16 protein-coding genes and 1 tRNA gene are annotated in these 16,443 nt (G+C 53.8%); 5 read left to right on the forward strand and 12 right to left on the reverse strand.

Annotated features, from left to right (window positions below):
• Positions 1-79 precede the first annotated feature (79 nt).
• Positions 80-1,513 (reverse strand): glutamate--tRNA ligase, encoded by a 1,434-nt coding sequence (locus GWK74_01840; GenBank protein ID QHU90260.1) that lies wholly within the window; start codon positions 1,511-1,513, stop codon positions 80-82.
• Positions 1,514-1,574: 61 nt separating this feature from the next.
• Positions 1,575-2,519 carry a DUF4367 domain-containing protein gene (locus tag GWK74_01845; GenBank protein QHU90261.1) on the reverse strand — a complete coding sequence of 315 codons (945 nt, stop codon included), beginning with the start codon at positions 2,517-2,519 and terminating at the stop codon, positions 1,575-1,577.
• An 88-nt stretch (positions 2,520-2,607) separates the two neighbouring features.
• Here GWK74_01845 and GWK74_01850 point away from each other — a divergent pair, with 88 nt between their 5' ends.
• The gene (locus tag GWK74_01850) at positions 2,608-4,095 is read left to right on the forward strand and encodes a PEGA domain-containing protein (GenBank protein QHU90262.1); all 1,488 of its coding nucleotides are present in this window, start codon (positions 2,608-2,610) and stop codon (positions 4,093-4,095) included.
• A gap of 36 nt (positions 4,096-4,131) precedes the next feature.
• On the opposite strand, the gene GWK74_01855 is transcribed toward GWK74_01850, so the two are convergent.
• Positions 4,132-5,568 carry a sortase gene (locus tag GWK74_01855; protein QHU90263.1) on the reverse strand — a complete coding sequence of 479 codons (1,437 nt, stop codon included), beginning with the start codon at positions 5,566-5,568 and terminating at the stop codon, positions 4,132-4,134.
• 110 nt (positions 5,569-5,678) lie between these two features.
• Here GWK74_01855 and GWK74_01860 point away from each other — a divergent pair.
• A tRNA-Leu gene (locus tag GWK74_01860) sits at positions 5,679-5,765 on the forward strand.
• An 82-nt stretch (positions 5,766-5,847) separates the two neighbouring features.
• Here GWK74_01860 and GWK74_01865 read toward each other — a convergent pair.
• The 6 genes from GWK74_01865 to xth all read right to left on the reverse strand — a co-directional run bounded on the left by GWK74_01865 (position 5,848) and on the right by xth (position 10,609).
• Positions 5,848-6,507, reverse strand: a complete 660-nt coding sequence (locus tag GWK74_01865) for a hypothetical protein (protein QHU90264.1) — start codon at positions 6,505-6,507, stop codon at positions 5,848-5,850.
• A 62-nt stretch (positions 6,508-6,569) separates the two neighbouring features.
• Positions 6,570-7,361 (reverse strand): hypothetical protein, encoded by a 792-nt coding sequence (locus GWK74_01870; GenBank protein ID QHU90265.1) that lies wholly within the window; start codon positions 7,359-7,361, stop codon positions 6,570-6,572.
• Entirely contained in the window at positions 7,327-8,061 is a 735-nt protein-coding gene (locus GWK74_01875; protein ID QHU90266.1) for an HAD-IB family hydrolase, read from the reverse strand. The genes GWK74_01870 and GWK74_01875 overlap by 35 nt, the downstream gene beginning before the upstream one ends.
• 47 nt (positions 8,062-8,108) lie before the next feature.
• Complete coding sequence (locus tag GWK74_01880) at positions 8,109-8,927, reverse strand: hypothetical protein (protein ID QHU90267.1); 819 nt, start codon at positions 8,925-8,927, stop codon at positions 8,109-8,111.
• The gene (locus GWK74_01885; GenBank protein ID QHU90268.1) at positions 8,928-9,812 is read right to left on the reverse strand and encodes a D-alanyl-D-alanine carboxypeptidase family protein; all 885 of its coding nucleotides are present in this window, start codon (positions 9,810-9,812) and stop codon (positions 8,928-8,930) included.
• A complete protein-coding gene (gene xth, locus GWK74_01890; GenBank protein QHU90269.1) occupies positions 9,809-10,609 on the reverse strand; it encodes an exodeoxyribonuclease III in 801 nt (266 codons plus the stop codon). Before xth ends, GWK74_01885 begins: the two co-directional genes overlap by 4 nt.
• 42 nt (positions 10,610-10,651) lie before the next feature.
• Here xth and GWK74_01895 point away from each other — a divergent pair, with 42 nt between their 5' ends.
• Both GWK74_01895 and GWK74_01900 read left to right on the forward strand, forming a co-directional pair.
• Positions 10,652-11,692 (forward strand): glycosyltransferase, encoded by a 1,041-nt coding sequence (locus GWK74_01895; GenBank protein QHU90270.1) that lies wholly within the window; start codon positions 10,652-10,654, stop codon positions 11,690-11,692.
• On the forward strand, positions 11,683-13,005 hold the full coding sequence (locus tag GWK74_01900; protein ID QHU90271.1) for a glycosyltransferase: 1,323 nt from the start codon (positions 11,683-11,685) through the stop codon (positions 13,003-13,005). The genes GWK74_01895 and GWK74_01900 overlap by 10 nt, the downstream gene beginning before the upstream one ends.
• On the opposite strand, the gene smpB is transcribed toward GWK74_01900, so the two are convergent.
• Genes smpB through GWK74_01915 form a run of 3 tightly spaced genes read right to left on the reverse strand, consistent with a single transcriptional unit; the run spans position 12,953 to position 14,525 of the window.
• Positions 12,953-13,432: an SsrA-binding protein SmpB gene (smpB, locus tag GWK74_01905; GenBank protein ID QHU90272.1), complete on the reverse strand. Its 480-nt coding sequence runs from the start codon at positions 13,430-13,432 to the stop codon at positions 12,953-12,955. The two genes, GWK74_01900 and smpB, sit on opposite strands and share 53 nt — an antisense overlap.
• Before the next feature lie 4 nt (positions 13,433-13,436).
• The gene (locus tag GWK74_01910) at positions 13,437-13,994 is read right to left on the reverse strand and encodes a hypothetical protein (protein ID QHU90273.1); all 558 of its coding nucleotides are present in this window, start codon (positions 13,992-13,994) and stop codon (positions 13,437-13,439) included.
• Positions 13,995-14,045: 51 nt separating this feature from the next.
• Complete coding sequence (locus GWK74_01915; protein QHU90274.1) at positions 14,046-14,525, reverse strand: hypothetical protein; 480 nt, start codon at positions 14,523-14,525, stop codon at positions 14,046-14,048.
• Positions 14,526-14,631: 106 nt separating this feature from the next.
• On the opposite strand from GWK74_01915, the gene GWK74_01920 reads away from it, so the two are divergent.
• Complete coding sequence (locus tag GWK74_01920) at positions 14,632-16,416, forward strand: ATP-binding cassette domain-containing protein (GenBank protein QHU90275.1); 1,785 nt, start codon at positions 14,632-14,634, stop codon at positions 16,414-16,416.
• The last annotated feature ends 27 nt before the right edge of the window (positions 16,417-16,443 follow it).

Consider the following 16,443-nt stretch of genomic DNA (forward strand, 5'->3'; position numbering starts at 1 on the left):
TATAGCATAAGCGACATATCCGGTAAACGGAACAATGCAGTGACTGATCGGCGTATTTCGGTATACAACCTGCCCCGAATTACGCCGCCGAGAACGCGGTAATTCCCCGCTCAAGTCGCACCAACGTACGCTCGCGGCCGAGCAGTGCTAGCGTGTCACTCAGCTGCGGGCTGAACGGTGCCCAGGTGATGGCGATGCGGATGAGACTAAAGAGAATGCCAGGCTTTTGGCCGGTGATTTCTAGCAATTCGTTTAGCCGAGTCTGGACTAATTCTGGCGTCCAGTCGGTGAGCATGGCGAGCTCGCGCTGAGCAGTTTCTAGTAATTCGCGCCGCTCATGCTCAGATAATTTCTTGAGCTGTTTGTTACCGTCAATGAGCTCCATGTTAATCTCAGGCTCCGCAAAAAAATAGCCAAATCCACCGAGGTCACGCAGGGTTTTTACGCGGTCTTGGGCCAGCGCTAGGACGCGCCGGCGATACCCCTCGTCCGCTCCGGCGGCACTGTCCGGCCAAAAATCATTAACCCGCTCGGCTAAATCATCCAGCGCGAGCGAGCGAATAAACTGCCCATTCGTCCACAGCAGCCGCTTTTCGTCAAAGCGAGCGCCCGAGCGCTGCACGCGGCTGAGGCTGAATTTGGCGGTCAATTCGCTCATGGTGAAGGTCTCTTGCTCGGTGCCGTCGTTCCAGCCCATGGTGGCGATAAAGCTATCCAGCGCCTCTGGCAGATAGCCATCACGGATATAATCCAGCACGTCTTTGGCGCCGTCGCGCTTGCCTAATTTCTTGTTACCCTGCTCGTTCATGATGTGTGGCAGATGCGCGAACACGGGCCGCGGCAAGCCCAGTGCTTCGTAGAGTGCCAGATAATTTGGCATGCTGGAGATGAATTCTTGGCCGCGAATGACGTGAGTGATATTCATCTCGGCGTCGTCGATGATGTGGGCAAAATTGTAGGTCGGGTAGCCGTCAGACTTGATGAGGATGAAGTCGTCAACGACCTCGGGGCTGGTGGTGACGTCACCCATGACCTCGTCGTGATAGGTGTAGCTTTTGGGCTCAGCCTTGAAACGTAGCGGCGTGGTGCCATCCCAAGCTGGTGGATTGTCGGGGCGATGGTCGCGGTAGCGAAAGGCACGCTTCTCGGCCTGAGCGGCGTCACGAAACGCTTGGATTTGCTCGGGCGTGTAGGGATCAGCGTAGGCGCGGCCGGTATCAATTAATTTTTGTGCCCACTGGTGGTAATGCTCGAGCCGCTGGCTTTGGATGTACGGCCCGTGTGGCCCGCCAATGTCCGGTCCTTCGTCGTAGTCGAGGTGCAGCGCCTTGAGGCTGGCGATGAGATGCTCGCGGCTGCCGGCAACTTCGCGGACCTTGTCAGTGTCTTCGAGGCGCAGGATAAATTGGCCATCAGCCTGCCGGGCGACGAGAAAAGCAAATAATGCCGTGCGAATGCCGCCAACGTGCAAAAACCCTGTTGGCGAGGGTGCGAAACGAGTGCGTGTAGTCATGGGGTGATTATAGCATGAGGCCGCAGCGCTGGTAAACGCCGAGGCATCGGTGTGGCGTTGATTATAAACTAGTGGCGATTTTGGTGACTTGCTCGCTTGACAGTGCCCCGCTGAGGGTGATCTGGTAGAGGACGCCGCCATTGATCCAGGTGGCCGTCCGGTCGGTGCTGTAAATAGTCAGGCCGCCGGCAGTGGTGGTCTGGACGTCGCCGCCGTCGGCGGTCAAGGTCTCTTTGAGGGCGGCGGAATTGAGTGAACTTTTTTGCTGGGTGATGGTGTAGGATTGGCCGCCGTCAGCGTAGGCGAATTTCATGCGGACTTCCCCGCTTTTGAAGGTAATTGGGCCGCTGAGGGCATAGCCGGTCGGTCGATAGCCGGGGTATTTGGCGTTGACACCAGATTGGATGGCGGCAATGCGGGTGGAGATGTTAGGCATACCGAGGTAGGTAAAATAGCCGCCGATCAGCATGATGGCCAGGCCGACGGAGGCGACTTGCAGCCAGCGACCGATGCGGCTCTTTGGTTTTTTGCTGCGGCGCGGCGCTTTTGGCGGGGTGGTGGCGCACTGCAGGGCTTCGGTAATGGCTTCGTTTTTGAGAACGGCGGCCGGCTTGGGCGCGAGGGTGGCAGTGTGTTGTTTGGCCGGCAGGTGGTTTGGCTGGATGATACGAGTCGAGTGATGGTGCGGTGTGGTCGGGACATGGCGGGTTGCGGTTCGAGTGGTCTGATGGGGTTGCTGGGCAGCACGAGCTTGGGCACGCACAACGGTCGGGTGTGGTTCGGCTGGACGATCACGCTTGATTGGCTGCAGCTGGACACTCGGCACGCTCGGCGCAAATTTATTGACATGGACACTTATCGGGACGGAGGTGTCGCGCGTAATGTCGGGGCGGCTGGCCAGGCGACGCTTGGCGTGCGACGGCGCAGCAACGTGGCGGCGGCTGAGCGTCGTTGATTTTTGACCGGCAGTTTTGTGGACGGTTTTATGGATAGTTTGTTTGTTCATGAACCCCTCGTATTCCTAATGCTTATTGTTTATTGTACAAAGAGGACATGCTTTTTGCAAGGGGCGAAATGTGGTATAATCTCTCATTATGTATCGAAAGCAAAAGCGCGGCCTAGAGCTTGCTCGCAGGACGCTAATCTACACAATTATGGTGCTGGCGGTGTGTACGCTGGCGTTTATTTTGATTTTTCATACGCTTGGGTATCAGCTGGATCTCAAGACGCAGACGGTTGAGCAGCGGGCGCTGGTGCAGTATGATTCACGGCCACAAGGTGCACAGGTGTTTATTGATGGTACGGAGCTTGGCAAGACACATATCAAGGGCATGCTTCCCGAGGGGCAGCATCAATTTTCCATGCGCCTGGACGGCTACGATGAGTGGCGCAAGGTTGTCGAGGTCAAGGCCGGGACACTGACTTGGCTATCGTACGCGCGGCTGGTGCCGAGTGAACGAGTGGTGAGTTCAGTCAAGGAATTTTCGTCGCTGGCCTCAGTGCGATTTTCGCCAAATTGGCGGTTCATGCTGGGCGTGATGCAAGCGACCGATGCACCAAAGATCGTTTGGGGCGATCTACGCGATTCGGATAAGCCAAAGTTTAACGAGGTAACATTGGACACCTCGGTGGTGGCGGGCTACGGCGGCCAGTCGACGGCGCATGCGCTCAAGATTGTCGAGTGGGATTCGGGTAATCGCTACGCCATTCTCAAACACACCTACGTGGTCGAAGGCCAAGGCGAAAAAGTCCAGTGGCTGAAAGTCGACCGCGAGAATAAAACAGTGGTTGATATCGCGAAAGTGATCGGGCTGGAGCTACGAGAAGTGCGCTTCCTCGGTGAGAGCGGTAATGAACTGTATGTACTGCAGTCAAGCGGCGAACTGCGGCGAGCGGACCTCAACGCGGCGACAATTTCTGCGCCGCTGATCAGTCATGTACAGTCATTCTCGGTGTACGGCACGGATTATATCACCTACGTCGGGACGAATGGCACAAGCAAGCTGCAGCTGGCGGGCATTTGGCGCAAGGACTGGACTGAGCCAGTGGTCGTGCGACGACAGACTGAGGCGGAGGCCTCGACGCCGTTGATGATCAAGTTCTCGCGCTATGACAATAAAGACGTGCTAGTGGTCGGCGTTGGCTCAGCGGTGACGCTACACATGGGTGCGGCGCTAGACGGGTCGAGTTCGTCAGCATCAAAGCTACTCAGCCGTGTCAAATCAATTACCGCCGGCGAGCAACTAACTGAACTAGATCTAAGCGGTACCGGGCGGTTCGTCTTGATGCGAACGGGGGCTGGCTTTATGAGCTATGACATTGAGCGGCAATCGGTGTCGCACGATACGGCGCTGCCGACGGGAACGGTACTTGACTGGCTGGATGATTATCATGTGTGGAGTGTTGAGGGCGGCAAGGTGGTGATGCGCGAATTCGACGGTGCTAATCAATCGACGATGCTCGAGGCCAGCGAAGGGTTTGATGTGTCACTGTCGCACGACGGTGACTGGCTGTATGCGTTCCGCCGAGCCGACAATGGTGCGGTAACGATGTCACGGCTGCGCATGACGATCAAGCGCTAAGCACACCAGGTTAACTTTCTTATTGCTATTCTCGCTCTAGTCTTTAGCACCGAATAATCGTTCGAGTAATGTTGGCGATGGCTTGCCAGGGATGGCGGCCGACTGAGTGCTGACTGGCTCGGTTGATTTAGTAGCGCCAGATGGGTCGGGGCTAATTTGCTCGGCAAATACCAGCAGGCGCTTTTCGGCTGTGCCAAGTGGTACGCAGCTGATCAGGGTGAGCATCGGCTTGTCGGTCTGGATTTGAACGCGGCTGACCTCATTTGGCATAACGACTTCTTTCTTGGTGACGGCGTAGGTGTAGCGCTTGCCCTGGTAATGCATATACATGATGTCGTCTTTGACGAGCTTTTCGTTCTGGGCAAAGACGAACTTATAATCACCAGGCGCAAAGGCGTCGTTAGAAGAGTGTGCCGAGAACACGGCATTACCAATCTGGCCAGGTACGGCGTTGGCACCAGCGATCGAGAAGTGAGCAGCACCCTTCTCCATCGCCTTCATCTGAGCGTTGTGGTCGGCCGCATTAACGCCATAAATGACCGGTACATCAACGTTGAGTTTAGGGATGATCAGCCGTGGGTCGGGGCCGACAGCGGCGCTGCTTGCTGGATTGACGATGATGTTTTGTGGGTCGACATTGCCCGGGGTGGTGTAGGCAGCGGCGATGCCGAACAGAACGCGGTTGTACTGCAAAAAGACGAACGCTAGCAGCACCAGCACGCCCGCCAGTGCCGGGATGAAATGGCGTGACTTGGTGACTTTTTTGGCCTTGTCGCGGACGGTCTGCTGGATCTGGGCACGGAGGCGCTTGATGGGGCTTTGGGCGGACAACATATCGGTCATGGCCGGCGCGGCGGCGGTGTTAGCGTCGCGAGCAGACTGGACCAGCCGGTTAAATTCCTGTTGCTTTTGATCGAGGTGCGAGGCATAATAGCGCTCGTAGTACATCTGGTAGTATTTTTGCCACGAGCTGTGGTACTGCTTCCACTGGTCGGCGGTGATTTGCGGCTGATGAGTGGGGGTTTTTGCTGGAGCGGTTGGTTGCGGCTGTGTGGTTGGTGGCGCGGCGGTGGGCTTGTCCGTTGACTTGTTCGCTGGCTGGGGCTGAGGTGACTCGGTGATGTGAGCGGGATGAGCAGGAGATGGCGCTGTGGCTGGCTGGGTCGGTTGTGCTGCCGGTGGCGCGGTGTTCAGGGCGTGTGGGCTTGGCGTGCGCGGTGGCGGCGTGACAGTGGTGCGCTCGGTCGGTTCTGGATGTGGCTGCTCCGTGGGCCGCGGCTGAACCACCGGTGTGGTGTGTGGCGTGGACTCGGTGCTGCGACCGCCATATATAGCATTAATTTGATCACGAATAACATTAGCGGCAGCAGCTTGCGAGCCAGAATAATCACGTGGTGGCGGCGTCAGTGGACGAGGTTGACTCGAGATTGGCGCTCCCACTCGCCTGCCAAACTGATCGTCATGTGGATTCATCACCCCTTATTATACGGGAAAACGTCGGAAAGATAAAGTATCCGGGCTCTTGCTGATGTGGTAGCGGCCGTGGTATAATTACCCTCGGATGACTTGGGGCGTTCTCTCGTGCCGCGGTGGCGGAATTGGTAGACGCGCTAGACTCAAAATCTGGTGAGCAATCGCTCGTGCCGGTTCAAGTCCGGCCCGCGGTACCAGAGGTCGCCTCAGTTTGTTTAATTTTATTCCCGTTTTGTAGCGGGAGTTTTATTGGTGGCAATACCTTATGAGAAGCTAATGTTAAGAATGAGAATGATGTCCGCACCCTTTCTTCTCTGGCTTTTGTTTTAGTGGCGGCAGAAGCATACAGTCAGCAACCTGTAGATCGAGAGAATGACCCTCATTACTAAAGTCAAACTCGATGAGGGACTGTTCGTTAAATTCTCTCCCCGAGAGATTGTTCTGCGTGATACTGCCAACGATGACGGTTGGGTCTGTCGGCAGCATATTTTCTGTCCAGCGAATCACATGCCGTCTACTAATTCCCCTGGGAATCTTGGCAATGGTGACGTGTGGCTTGAATTTTTTATGGTGAGGAGTGGTAGCCCCTGCTTCTATAAATGCTTGCTTGATACGTCGTCTTTCTTCCCGCGGTAAAGTTTGGCTGAGGTCATTGAATACCAGAGTGAGTGCACACTCTCCTAATATACGAGCGCCAACTACATTGAGCTCAAGGCTCTTTTGTGATTGTTCCGGTAGGCGGACCTGCAGTCTAGACGGATGTAGAATCTTTGGGTATTCTCGTGCACCTAGGATAGTAAGATGACGCTCCCCGGATTGCGTTGGTTTTATGGGGTTGTCATTCAGTCTACTAAATCGTTCCTGTATCTCTTGAGCAAAATCTGGATCTGACAGAGGAAATTCAGCCACAGGATGGTAAATCAGGCATTTTCGTGACATAGCTATCCTTGTTATACCGCGTAGTCTATAAATCGTCAAGAGCTGGTGGGAACTGCCCCGGTTTATACGCTAGCGGCAATGCTGGTGCTGATGGCGGCTAACGGTGCTTCGGGTGACCACAAGAGGTAGCTGGCGGCGTGCGCAGCGGTTTGTCCGCGCCACAGCTGCATCGGCTCGGTCCAGGCTTGGGTGACGACTTCTCCGCCCCGTGCGATGACGAGTTGATCGGCATGAAAAACTACTAATGTGACCGGATAGGTGATGGTGAATTTGTGCAGCGCCTCGACGAACTGCGCCAGCTGCATGCTGAATGTCAGGATTTTTGGATAGTAGACGCTGCGAAAGAGTTTCTGTACTTGGGCGAATGAGGCGACAAAGACGACGTGGGGATTGTCAAGGATGGCGGGAAAGCTGTTTTGCACCAGGTCGATGGCGTCGCGGCTCAGTACGACTGGCCGGTGGTACTGGCGCACAAATTGCTCGTACAGCGCGGCCGTTTCGCTATTTTTGCCGGCGTCGCCGATCAGCAGCATGACGCTAGCCCACTCGCCGAGCGCGGCCAATTCGCCTGCTGCCGCGCCGCTGAGGCCGCCGGACGGATTGGTCGGTGCAAACAGGACGTCGGTCATCGCTGCTAGCACGGTGCGGCGCAATGTGTCGGGTAGCACGACTCGCACTTCGCCTGCCCCGGCGTCACGTGCTGCCTGGTAGCTGGTCGCCACCGCCGCAAAGCCGAGCTTGTTACCGCCAACGATCCCCAGTCGCCCGGCCTGGTCGCGGCGCTCTGGTCGATTCCATTCGACGTCAGGAAACAGCGGCTTAGATTTTTCCTGCCTGCGCCAAAAGGTATCCACGTTCGCCTTTCTCGAGTTCAAATACTACGCTTTTACGCTCCAGGACAATTGGCCAGCTGTTGGTTTTGGCAATTTCAAGGAGCTTTTCCGTGGGATTAAACACGACGGGATGTTCAACCATCGCCAGGAGGTGCCGGTCGCCCTCGCTGTCGCCAAACGCATAACTGCCAGCAAGCGTTAGCCCGTGCTTATCAATGATTCCCTGGAGGATCTTGTCTTTATTGGTATACGTCTTGGTGGTAATTGTACCGGTAAAGGTATCGCCCTGCCGTTCATACACCTGGGCCGCCCAGGCATCAAAGCCGTATTTTTTAGCAAATGGCTCGACCAGCTCCTGCTGCGAGCCAGAGATAGCGATTAGGAAGTAGCCCGCTTGCTTTAGCTCGCGCAGGCGATGTCGCGTGTAGGTGTAGACGTGGTTGAGCTCCCTCTCGGCGATACTACTCGCCACCTCGTCAAACACTGCGGTCGGGATGTCAGCGAGCGAGCTGGAAATAGCGTTGACCAAACTCATTTCGTACTCATCATAGGCATCTTTTGACTCTCGCCGTTTCCAGCTGAGTAATTTTTGCTGAATGATCGAGGCGTGGACTTCGGGGATGGCGCCAGCATCAATCAGCCCAAGCACCAATTGCCGGTACAGCCCGCCGCGAATGAGCGTACCGTCGATATCAAAAACTGCGAATTTCTGCTGCTTCATCGCTTGATTATCTCGTATTTTTAGCTTTCTCGCAATAGCTTACTATATCATGAAGGAGATGACTTAGCAACTGATGCATTGTCGCGTAATTTGACCATATTTTGGTACACTTCGTCAAAGGTCAGCCCCGATTCGTGGATGAGGCTGGCCAGGTCTTTGCCGACGTAGCGGAAGTGCCAAGCTTCGCTCGCGATACCGGTGATTTTTTCTTTTCCTTTTGGATAGCGCAGAATAAAGCCGTATTCGTGGGCATGAGCGGCCAGCCAGCTGGCGGTTTTTGGATCAAGTGCGCAGTCGCTAAAGCGGGCCTTGCATTTCTCAGAAAAGCTGGTTAAGTCAACCGCTAGGCCGAGCTGGTGTTCGCTGTGGCCGGGTTTGGCGACGTATTCATCGGTGTGGGTGGCGCCGTTTTTGGCGGTGGTTTCAGTGCGGACTTTGGCTTGGGCGGTGCCGGAGCGGTAGGCGCTGGAGACGAGGACCGGTAGCTTGGCCTCAGCCGCGGCTTGGCGCAGTTGCTCCAGTGGCTCTTTGACCATCGGCTGCACGCGCTTATCCTCTATCCAGCTCGGCGTACCATCAGTAATATCAGTCAGCGGCGGCTCAAAGGCTGGGTCGATACCCTGCTTGCCTGACACATAGGACCAGATTTTCCCGGTTTGTAAATATTTCCACGACGGAAAGGTCAGGTCGCGGTTGGTCCGGTCAAGGCGGATGGTGACTGGCTGGAAATTATACAGCGGCGAATGAGCGACCGACTCTGAGGTTCGGTTGACGAGCTGCGTGCCGCCGTTGATCATCAGTAGTGTCAGTGTCGTCCACGCTGCCAAAACCATGGCTACGACTGCGCGCCCCACCCCGTGCTTCATTTATTGTGTTCCTCGCTGCTTGAGTTTGGTCATTGCCTTTTCAATATACGACCAAGCCTCCTCCATCGTCAAGCCCGATTGATGTAGGGCACCCGCTAGCTCCCGCCCGACGTAGCGAAAATGCCACGGTTCGTATTGATAGCCGGTAATTTTTTCCTTGCCCTTCGGATAGCGCAGAATAAAGCCGTATTCATGAGCGTGGGCGGCCAGCCATTTGCTGGCAGTGGTTTGCTCAAAACAGTCCTCCACCCAACAAGCTCGATCGATGCCACCAAAGTCAACGGCCAAGCCCGATTGGTGTTCGCTATGACCGGGGCGTGAGCTAAACCGGTTGGCCTTAGCTTCGCCGTGCTGACGAACGTTGCTAGCAAAAAGTGAAGCCTGAGTAGCATAGCTGCGGTAGCCTGATCCGACGTAGATGGTGACACCGGCATTACCAGCAGCGGCGACTAATTTCTCGAGGTCAGGCATGAGCACGGCGCGGAGCGAGCGCTCGTCCTGGCCACGGCCGGGTAGTGTCGGCACGCTGACGAGGTGGAGGTCGTTGGGTTGGTAACGAGGATTGGCAAAGGCTCGGGATTTGTTGACAATTTTCCAGATGTCAGCATCATCTGCATCATTAACGATGCGCGCAGGGATCGGTGTAGCGTTTGGCAGAGCGATGGTAATTGGTGCAGCTGGCGCTGGAGTTTTCGGGCCGTCGGGATCTTTTTCTTTGGGTGTCGGCGCGGGCTGCTCTTGGCTGATAGGCTGCTGGGCAGTGGTACGCGGCGGGTTGAAATGACGGAGGGTGAAATAAGTCGCTACAGCACTACTGGCGATGATCAGCACGGCACCCAGGCCAAGGAGCAGCTTACGTTCCCTCAAGCGTTTGGTAATTTTCATACCTCAACCTCGATGCTTACCGGGCAGTGATCGCTACCCATTTGTTCGGCGTGAATTTGCGGGTTGGTTACATGCCCGGCGATTTCGCGCGATGCCAGCCAATAGTCGATCCGCCAGCCGACATTACGCGCCCGGGCGTTGGCCCAGTGCGTCCACCAGGTGTAGGCGTCGGTCTTTTCAGGAAACGCCGCCCGGAAGGTGTCGATAAATCCAGCGTCCAGATAATTCTGAAAGCCCTCGCGCTCCTCGTCAGTGAAACCGTGCTTGCCGACATTAGACTTTGGATTTGCCAGGTCAATTTCTTGATGCGCCACGTTCATATCGCCGCAGTACAGCACTGGTTTTACTAACTCCAACTCCTCCAGATACGCCAGCACCGCTGGATCCCACTGCTCATGGCGTAATTTCAGCCGGCTCAAATCCCCCTTTGAATTTGGTGTATAGCAGGTCACCACCCAAAAATCGTCGAACTCGGCAGTGATGATGCGCCCCTCGTCCGCTGGATTGCCATATTGATCGCCGGTCAAATTAAACCGCTCGATGATAGCCGGCGGCAACCCATCGCGCCAGTGCAGCGGCCGGATTTTCGACAAAATCGCCGTGCCGGAATAACCTTTTTTGGCGGCTGAATAGAAATGTTCGTGATACTCTGGCAGATTAATTTCTACCTGGTCGCGGGCGGCCTTGGTCTCTTGGAGGCATACAATATCCGGATCATAGGTTTGCAGGGAGCGGGCAAACTCGCCCTTGTTGATGACAGCGCGGATACCATTGACGTTCCAGGAAAATAATCGCATTCTTGTATTATACAACGAATTATCATGGTATAATTGCTAAATATGACTAAAAAGACATCCCGAATCGTGGTCAATATGATTTCGGAAAGTGAGTTTACGGTCCAAGGACATGGTGTACATACAGCTTATAAGGAGATTACTGGTGCCTTGGAAAAACAGCCTGCTATTGATATTGCCATTAACACTAATCGATCGGCAGATATAGTTCATGTACAGACAGTGGGTATGTATGCATTGGGACGGTTACTGCGCAAAAACGGTAAAAAAATTGTTTCAGCACACTTGGTACCAGATAGTTTCATTGGATCATTGAGAGCGGCCAAATACTGGAAGCCAGTTGGTAAATTGTGGCTAAAGTTCTTCTACAGCCGGGCCGACCTTGTGCTGGCCTGTTCCAAGATGGTACATGATGAGCTGGTTCATGACATGAAATTGTCTAACGTCAAGGTGTTATATAATACAGTTGACATGGCGCGATATCGGGTTACTGCTGATGATCGCCGTGTTGCGCGTCAAGCGTTACATCTGACAGAACGTGATTTCGTCGTCATCGGTAATGGCCAAGTGCAGCCTCGCAAACGACTTGATACCTTTATATCAATCGCTCGTGCAATGCCGGATGTTACGTTTTATTGGATTGGTGGTATTCCATTTAAACATCTTGGGGCTAAATACGAGTCAATGCAAAAACTTATTAATTCAGTTCCTCCTAACCTTACGGTAACCGGTGTTATACCGCTCGAAGATGTGCGTCAGTATTATATGGCGGCTGATGTGTTTGTATTGCCGGCTACTCAGGAAAATCATCCTGTGTGTGTACTGGAGGCAGCTGGTGCTGGATTGCCGATAGTATTGCGTGATATCCCGCAGTATGACGATACATTTCGTGGTTCGGCAGTTATGGCGGGTACTGATGAGCAGTTTATTCAATTAGTAACCCGTCTCAGAACAGATGCGTCTTTTCGCCAGTCAGCAATTCATGGTGCTAAAAAAATTGCTGAACGATTTGATAGCGGTGCTGGCGCCAAGCGCTTAGTCGCGATGTATCAAGAGTTGCTAAAAGAAGATGAGGAATGCGCGTAGGTTTATTCACCGATACCTATCGGCCGTCGATTAACGGCATCGTTTTTGTGGTCGAATCGCTCAAGCGCGAGCTCGAGGCGCTCGGTCATGACGTCTACGTGTTCTGCCCCGCCAAGTCGATGAACCCAGCCAAGCAGGCCGAGCTACTTAACGAAGATCCAGATTCGCATATCATCCGATTTCGTTCAATCAAGGGCGCGTTTTTTGATGATTACGATACGTCGGTGTTTTTCCCGCCGGCGGTGCAGCGCCGCATCAAAGAGCTGGAGCTAGACATCGTGCATATCTTTACACCGTCGCAAATCGGGCTGGTTGGCGTCAGTGCGGCGCACAAGCAGCAGATCCCCCTCGTTATCCAGCACTGCACCGATATGTACGAATTTGCCGAGCATTATCCGGCGGTGCTTCCGGGGATCTTGACGCTGGCTGGCGTGGTGCTACCTCTGTCGATTAAGCTCAGAGGCCGTGATTTATTTGAGCTGGTCAAGCTATATCGGCCGCGCAGCATTACCAAATGGAACCGGGCCATCATCGAGTGCGTCATCACTATTCTCTACAGCAAGGCCGACGCCGTCATCGCCCTCAGTCGCAAAAGCGTCGCTCAGCTCAGCGGCTGGCAGGACGATGATCATCTGTATGATTTGACATTGCTGCCAAATGGTGTCAATGCCCTGCCGCGGCCGTCAGCGGCTCAGCTCAAGGCCTTTCGGGCGCAGTGGGGTCTCAGGGCGTCTGATGAAGTATTTGGTTTCATCGGGCGGCTGGGCGAAGAGAAAAACTTACCGATTTTGATCAGGGCCTTTGACAAGTATGTCGCCAAGGCTCGCCCCAAATCCAAGCTGCTGTTCGTTGGCGATTTCGAGTACCGCAAAAAACTTGAGGCGATGGCGGCCGAGAGCAAGTACGCTGATCGGATCATTTTTACCGGCACTCTGCCGCGTGAGGAATTAGGCGTAGCCTATCAGGCACTGAATGTATTTTGCTTCCCGTCGCTCAAGGATACGCAGGGCTGGGTACTACACGAAGCGGCGCACGCTCGTAAGCCGATTGTCATCATTGACACGCAAGTATCCGAGGTAGTGCGTAACGGCGTGAACGGTATCTTCGTGAAAAATCGGCCCAAGAGCATGGCGGATGCCATTATCACGCTGCTCCGTTCACCGGCCCGCCGAGCAAAGTTTGGCGCCGAGAGCAAAAAATTAGCAGCCACATTCACTGAGCGCCGCCAAGTCCGCAAATTAGAGAAATTATACCGCCGGGTTATCGCCCAGAAAGCTGCCGCCGCGTCTCGCGATCTTGATCGCGCCGCTTGATGGTCTCGCGTTTGTCGTAGGTTTTTTTACCTTTGGCCAGAGCAATGACTACTTTAATGAATTTGCCGTTGGTCAATAATTTGGTCGGCACAATGGTCATGCCTTGCTGTTTGGCCTCAGTAAAGCGCGTTAACTGGCGCTTGTTAACTAATAATTTTCGTGCTGAAGTATCAATACTGCGGGCGTTGGCCTGGCCGCGAACATTGAGTCGCAGCGAAAAACTAGCGTTATTTAGCCACAATTCACCATTTCGCAGACTGACGAACGCCCCCTTTAGCTGCACGTGCCCTTCCCTGGCGGCGCGCACTTCCATGCCCGTCAGCACCAGCCCCGCCACAACTTCCTCGCCCAACTCATAGTCAAATCGCGCTCGGCGATTCACGACGGCTTGAGTGGATGGTTTTTTGGTCTTGGTGGGCTTGGTCACGTGATTATTGTAGCACGTGAGCTGGGGCTTCAGCGAGGTCCCAATCTATATACGGCTCAATAGGGTCATTTTCGGAATCGTTATGCGACTTCTTTGATAATTCGTCTAATGTGTGCTGAATGCGACCCTTGCAATCAAGCAGCAAGTTGGTTAGGTCGTGAAGTTTCTCACGACGCTCCTCGTCAGTACTAGTGCCAGATAGTATTTCTCTCATTTGCGCGTCAACGAGATTATATAATTGATCTTGGGGGCCATCGCTATGTTCATAGTGACAGAGCGCATCGTATGCATTGTCTGATCCAACTCTATCGCTAGTAAATTCCTGTTTAGCTCCTTTGGCAATGCTTCGTGCGACAACTCTTTGCTCAGTCCAGCTTACTACACTTATCAGAATATTGAGGTTTGACTGGACCACCCTCAGATTATCTGCATATGTGCGGGTTTGGAGATCTATATTATGGCAGAGTTTATAAATATCGGCACTCTGACTCTCGGGGGTCGCCTCCTCTTCAGGAGGGATAATCGTAGTATGTGGTGCTTGTGGTGTCGTCTCTATACTCATAATTTCATACTATAACATTGATTATGTATAAATGCAATAGTATAATGAATTTTAATGATCATCAACCGTTAGAGGTGGTTCATCCGTCAGAGCGCTGACTCGCACGGCAGCTATCATTCCTAGCTGTTTGATATCATTTGACCACTGATCTTTCCAATGTCGATTCTTTCTCTTGGCCCTGTCTTTGGCCTCATGTATATCAACAATCAGTTGCAGCATCGTGTTGTTGAGTGTACCCTCAATTAATTTGCCGTCAGTGTCACGATCACAAACGAAGCCCTCGATCGCCTCGTTCATATTCTTGGTAATTTCATCCGTTGGGATGCGGTGTCTGGCGTACAGGATGAGAGCTGTCATGCGCTTTAGATTATTTATCGTAACTTCTCGGGATTCATGTATTTCTGGATCACCTAACGCGTCTTTGGCTTGAGCAAAGATATCATCGAGGCGCGACTGATATCCCTCCATGATGGTTGCTATAGTTTCTGGTGTTTTTGCCGTGCTTGTCGGCAGCCTGTCGTGTATACCCATAATGGTAGCATATCATATATCTGCGTTTGTGCCAGGTGCGACCCTATCAATTCAAGAACGGTCCATCACCTCATTCATAAGGGTGATATGCTACAATATCCCAAGCATGATAGCCGACATTCACATCACCGAGAAGAGTTTTGGCGACAAGACGTTGATGCGCGACGTCAAGTTTAGTGTGGATGATGGCGAGAAGGTTGGCGTGGTCGGCCGTAATGGCGTCGGCAAGTCGACACTGTTTGGCATCTTGGCGGGCACGGACACTGATTATACTGGCGAGGTGATTTTTCGCCGCGGCATCACCGTGGCCAGTACGGCGCAGGAGCATCACGGTTTGGACGATCAGACGGTGTTGAGCTACATCCTGGCGGGGCTGCCAGAATATGCGAGCTTAAAGAAAATTATCGATGAATACCCTGAGACCATGGGCGACAATATGCGTAAGATTGAGGAGTATACGCAGGCGCTGGAGCGATTTGACCAGAAAGGGTTTTATCAGATTGAGGAGAAGATTGGGCGGGAGCTTGATAATTTTCAGCTGAGCGGGTGTGGCGGCCGTCCGCTTGGTTCCCTGTCGGGTGGTCAGAAGCGGCTGGTGGAGATCGTGAAGATTATGCATTCGGAGGCGCATTTGGCGCTGATTGACGAGCCGACCAACCACATGGATTATGTGGCCAAGCAGCAATTCATCGACTGGATGAGTTCGCAGCCGCGCCAGGCGATGCTGATCATCACCCACGACCGCGATGTGCTGGGTCGGGTGGATCGAATTATTGAGCTCAAAGACGGTGGATCAGTCAGCTACCGCGGTAATTATGACGCCTATCTCAAGCAGAATGCTCAGGCGACGGCGGCGGGCATGAATAATTTTGAGCAGGTTGAGAAGCGGATGACTAACCTTCGGCAAAAGGTGCTGGATTATCAGCGGCTAAAGGAAAAGTCGCGCAACCCCGGCACTATCCAAAAGTTCAAGCGGCTGGAACATGAGGCGCGGGCCGAGCTGGCGGAATTATCAGAGATGGACAAGCCGACATTTTGGATTGACAAGCAGTCAGCTGGGCAGCTTGATTATAAGTCGGCTGAGCGCTACGGCAAGTTCAAGGCGCGCAATATTCGCCTGTCGATGAAGGATGCGGCTAGTCGTAGCCAGCACGTGCTGGTGCGGGTTGAGGATGCGGCAGTTGGGATTGGCGAGCGGCTATTGTGTGAGGGGGTGAATATTGATCTACGTGAGGGCGAGGCGGTGGAGCTACGCGGCCGCAATGGCGCCGGCAAGACGACGTTGATTCGGATGTTGTTAAATAGTAGGGCGGCAGCCACTCCACCGTCCTCCGCCAGAGCACACTCTTCGCTCAAATCTCCACTGGAGATTTCTCGCGAGCGTTCGGCTGAAACGTCCGTTACTCACGAACGCTTCACAGTCTCTGGCGTAGGAGGTGTCGCACCTGCCGCCCCTATCCTCTACTCTGGTAATCTTTTCCTCGATCCGCAGGTGCGGGTGGGCGTGTATGAGCAAGAGATCGATGAGCAGTATTTGGCGGATCCGTTGGAGGCGGCGATTGAGAAACTGTATCTTGGCCGCGACCTGCCGATTTCTGAGACGAAAATTCGCCAACTAATGGCCGATTATCTGTTCACCGAAGCCGATCGGATGACGCCACTGGCGCGCCTGTCGGGTGGTCAGAAGGCACGCTTTCAGATCATTGCCATGCTGGCGAATGACCGGCAGCTGCTGATTTTAGATGAGCCGACCAACCACCTTGACCTGCCGAGCATTGAGGAGTTAGAGACGGCACTGGCGAAATATTCTGGCGCCATCCTCTATGTCAGTCACGACAACTATTTCCGTCAAGCAATTGGTGGTGAGGTGGTGCAAATTGGTGCGGCGTGAGCAATTGAATAGATCAATTAAAATACC

The organism is Candidatus Saccharibacteria bacterium oral taxon 488 (assembly GCA_010202115.1).
Lineage (GTDB): Bacteria > Patescibacteriota > Saccharimonadia > Saccharimonadales > Saccharimonadaceae > Nanosynbacter.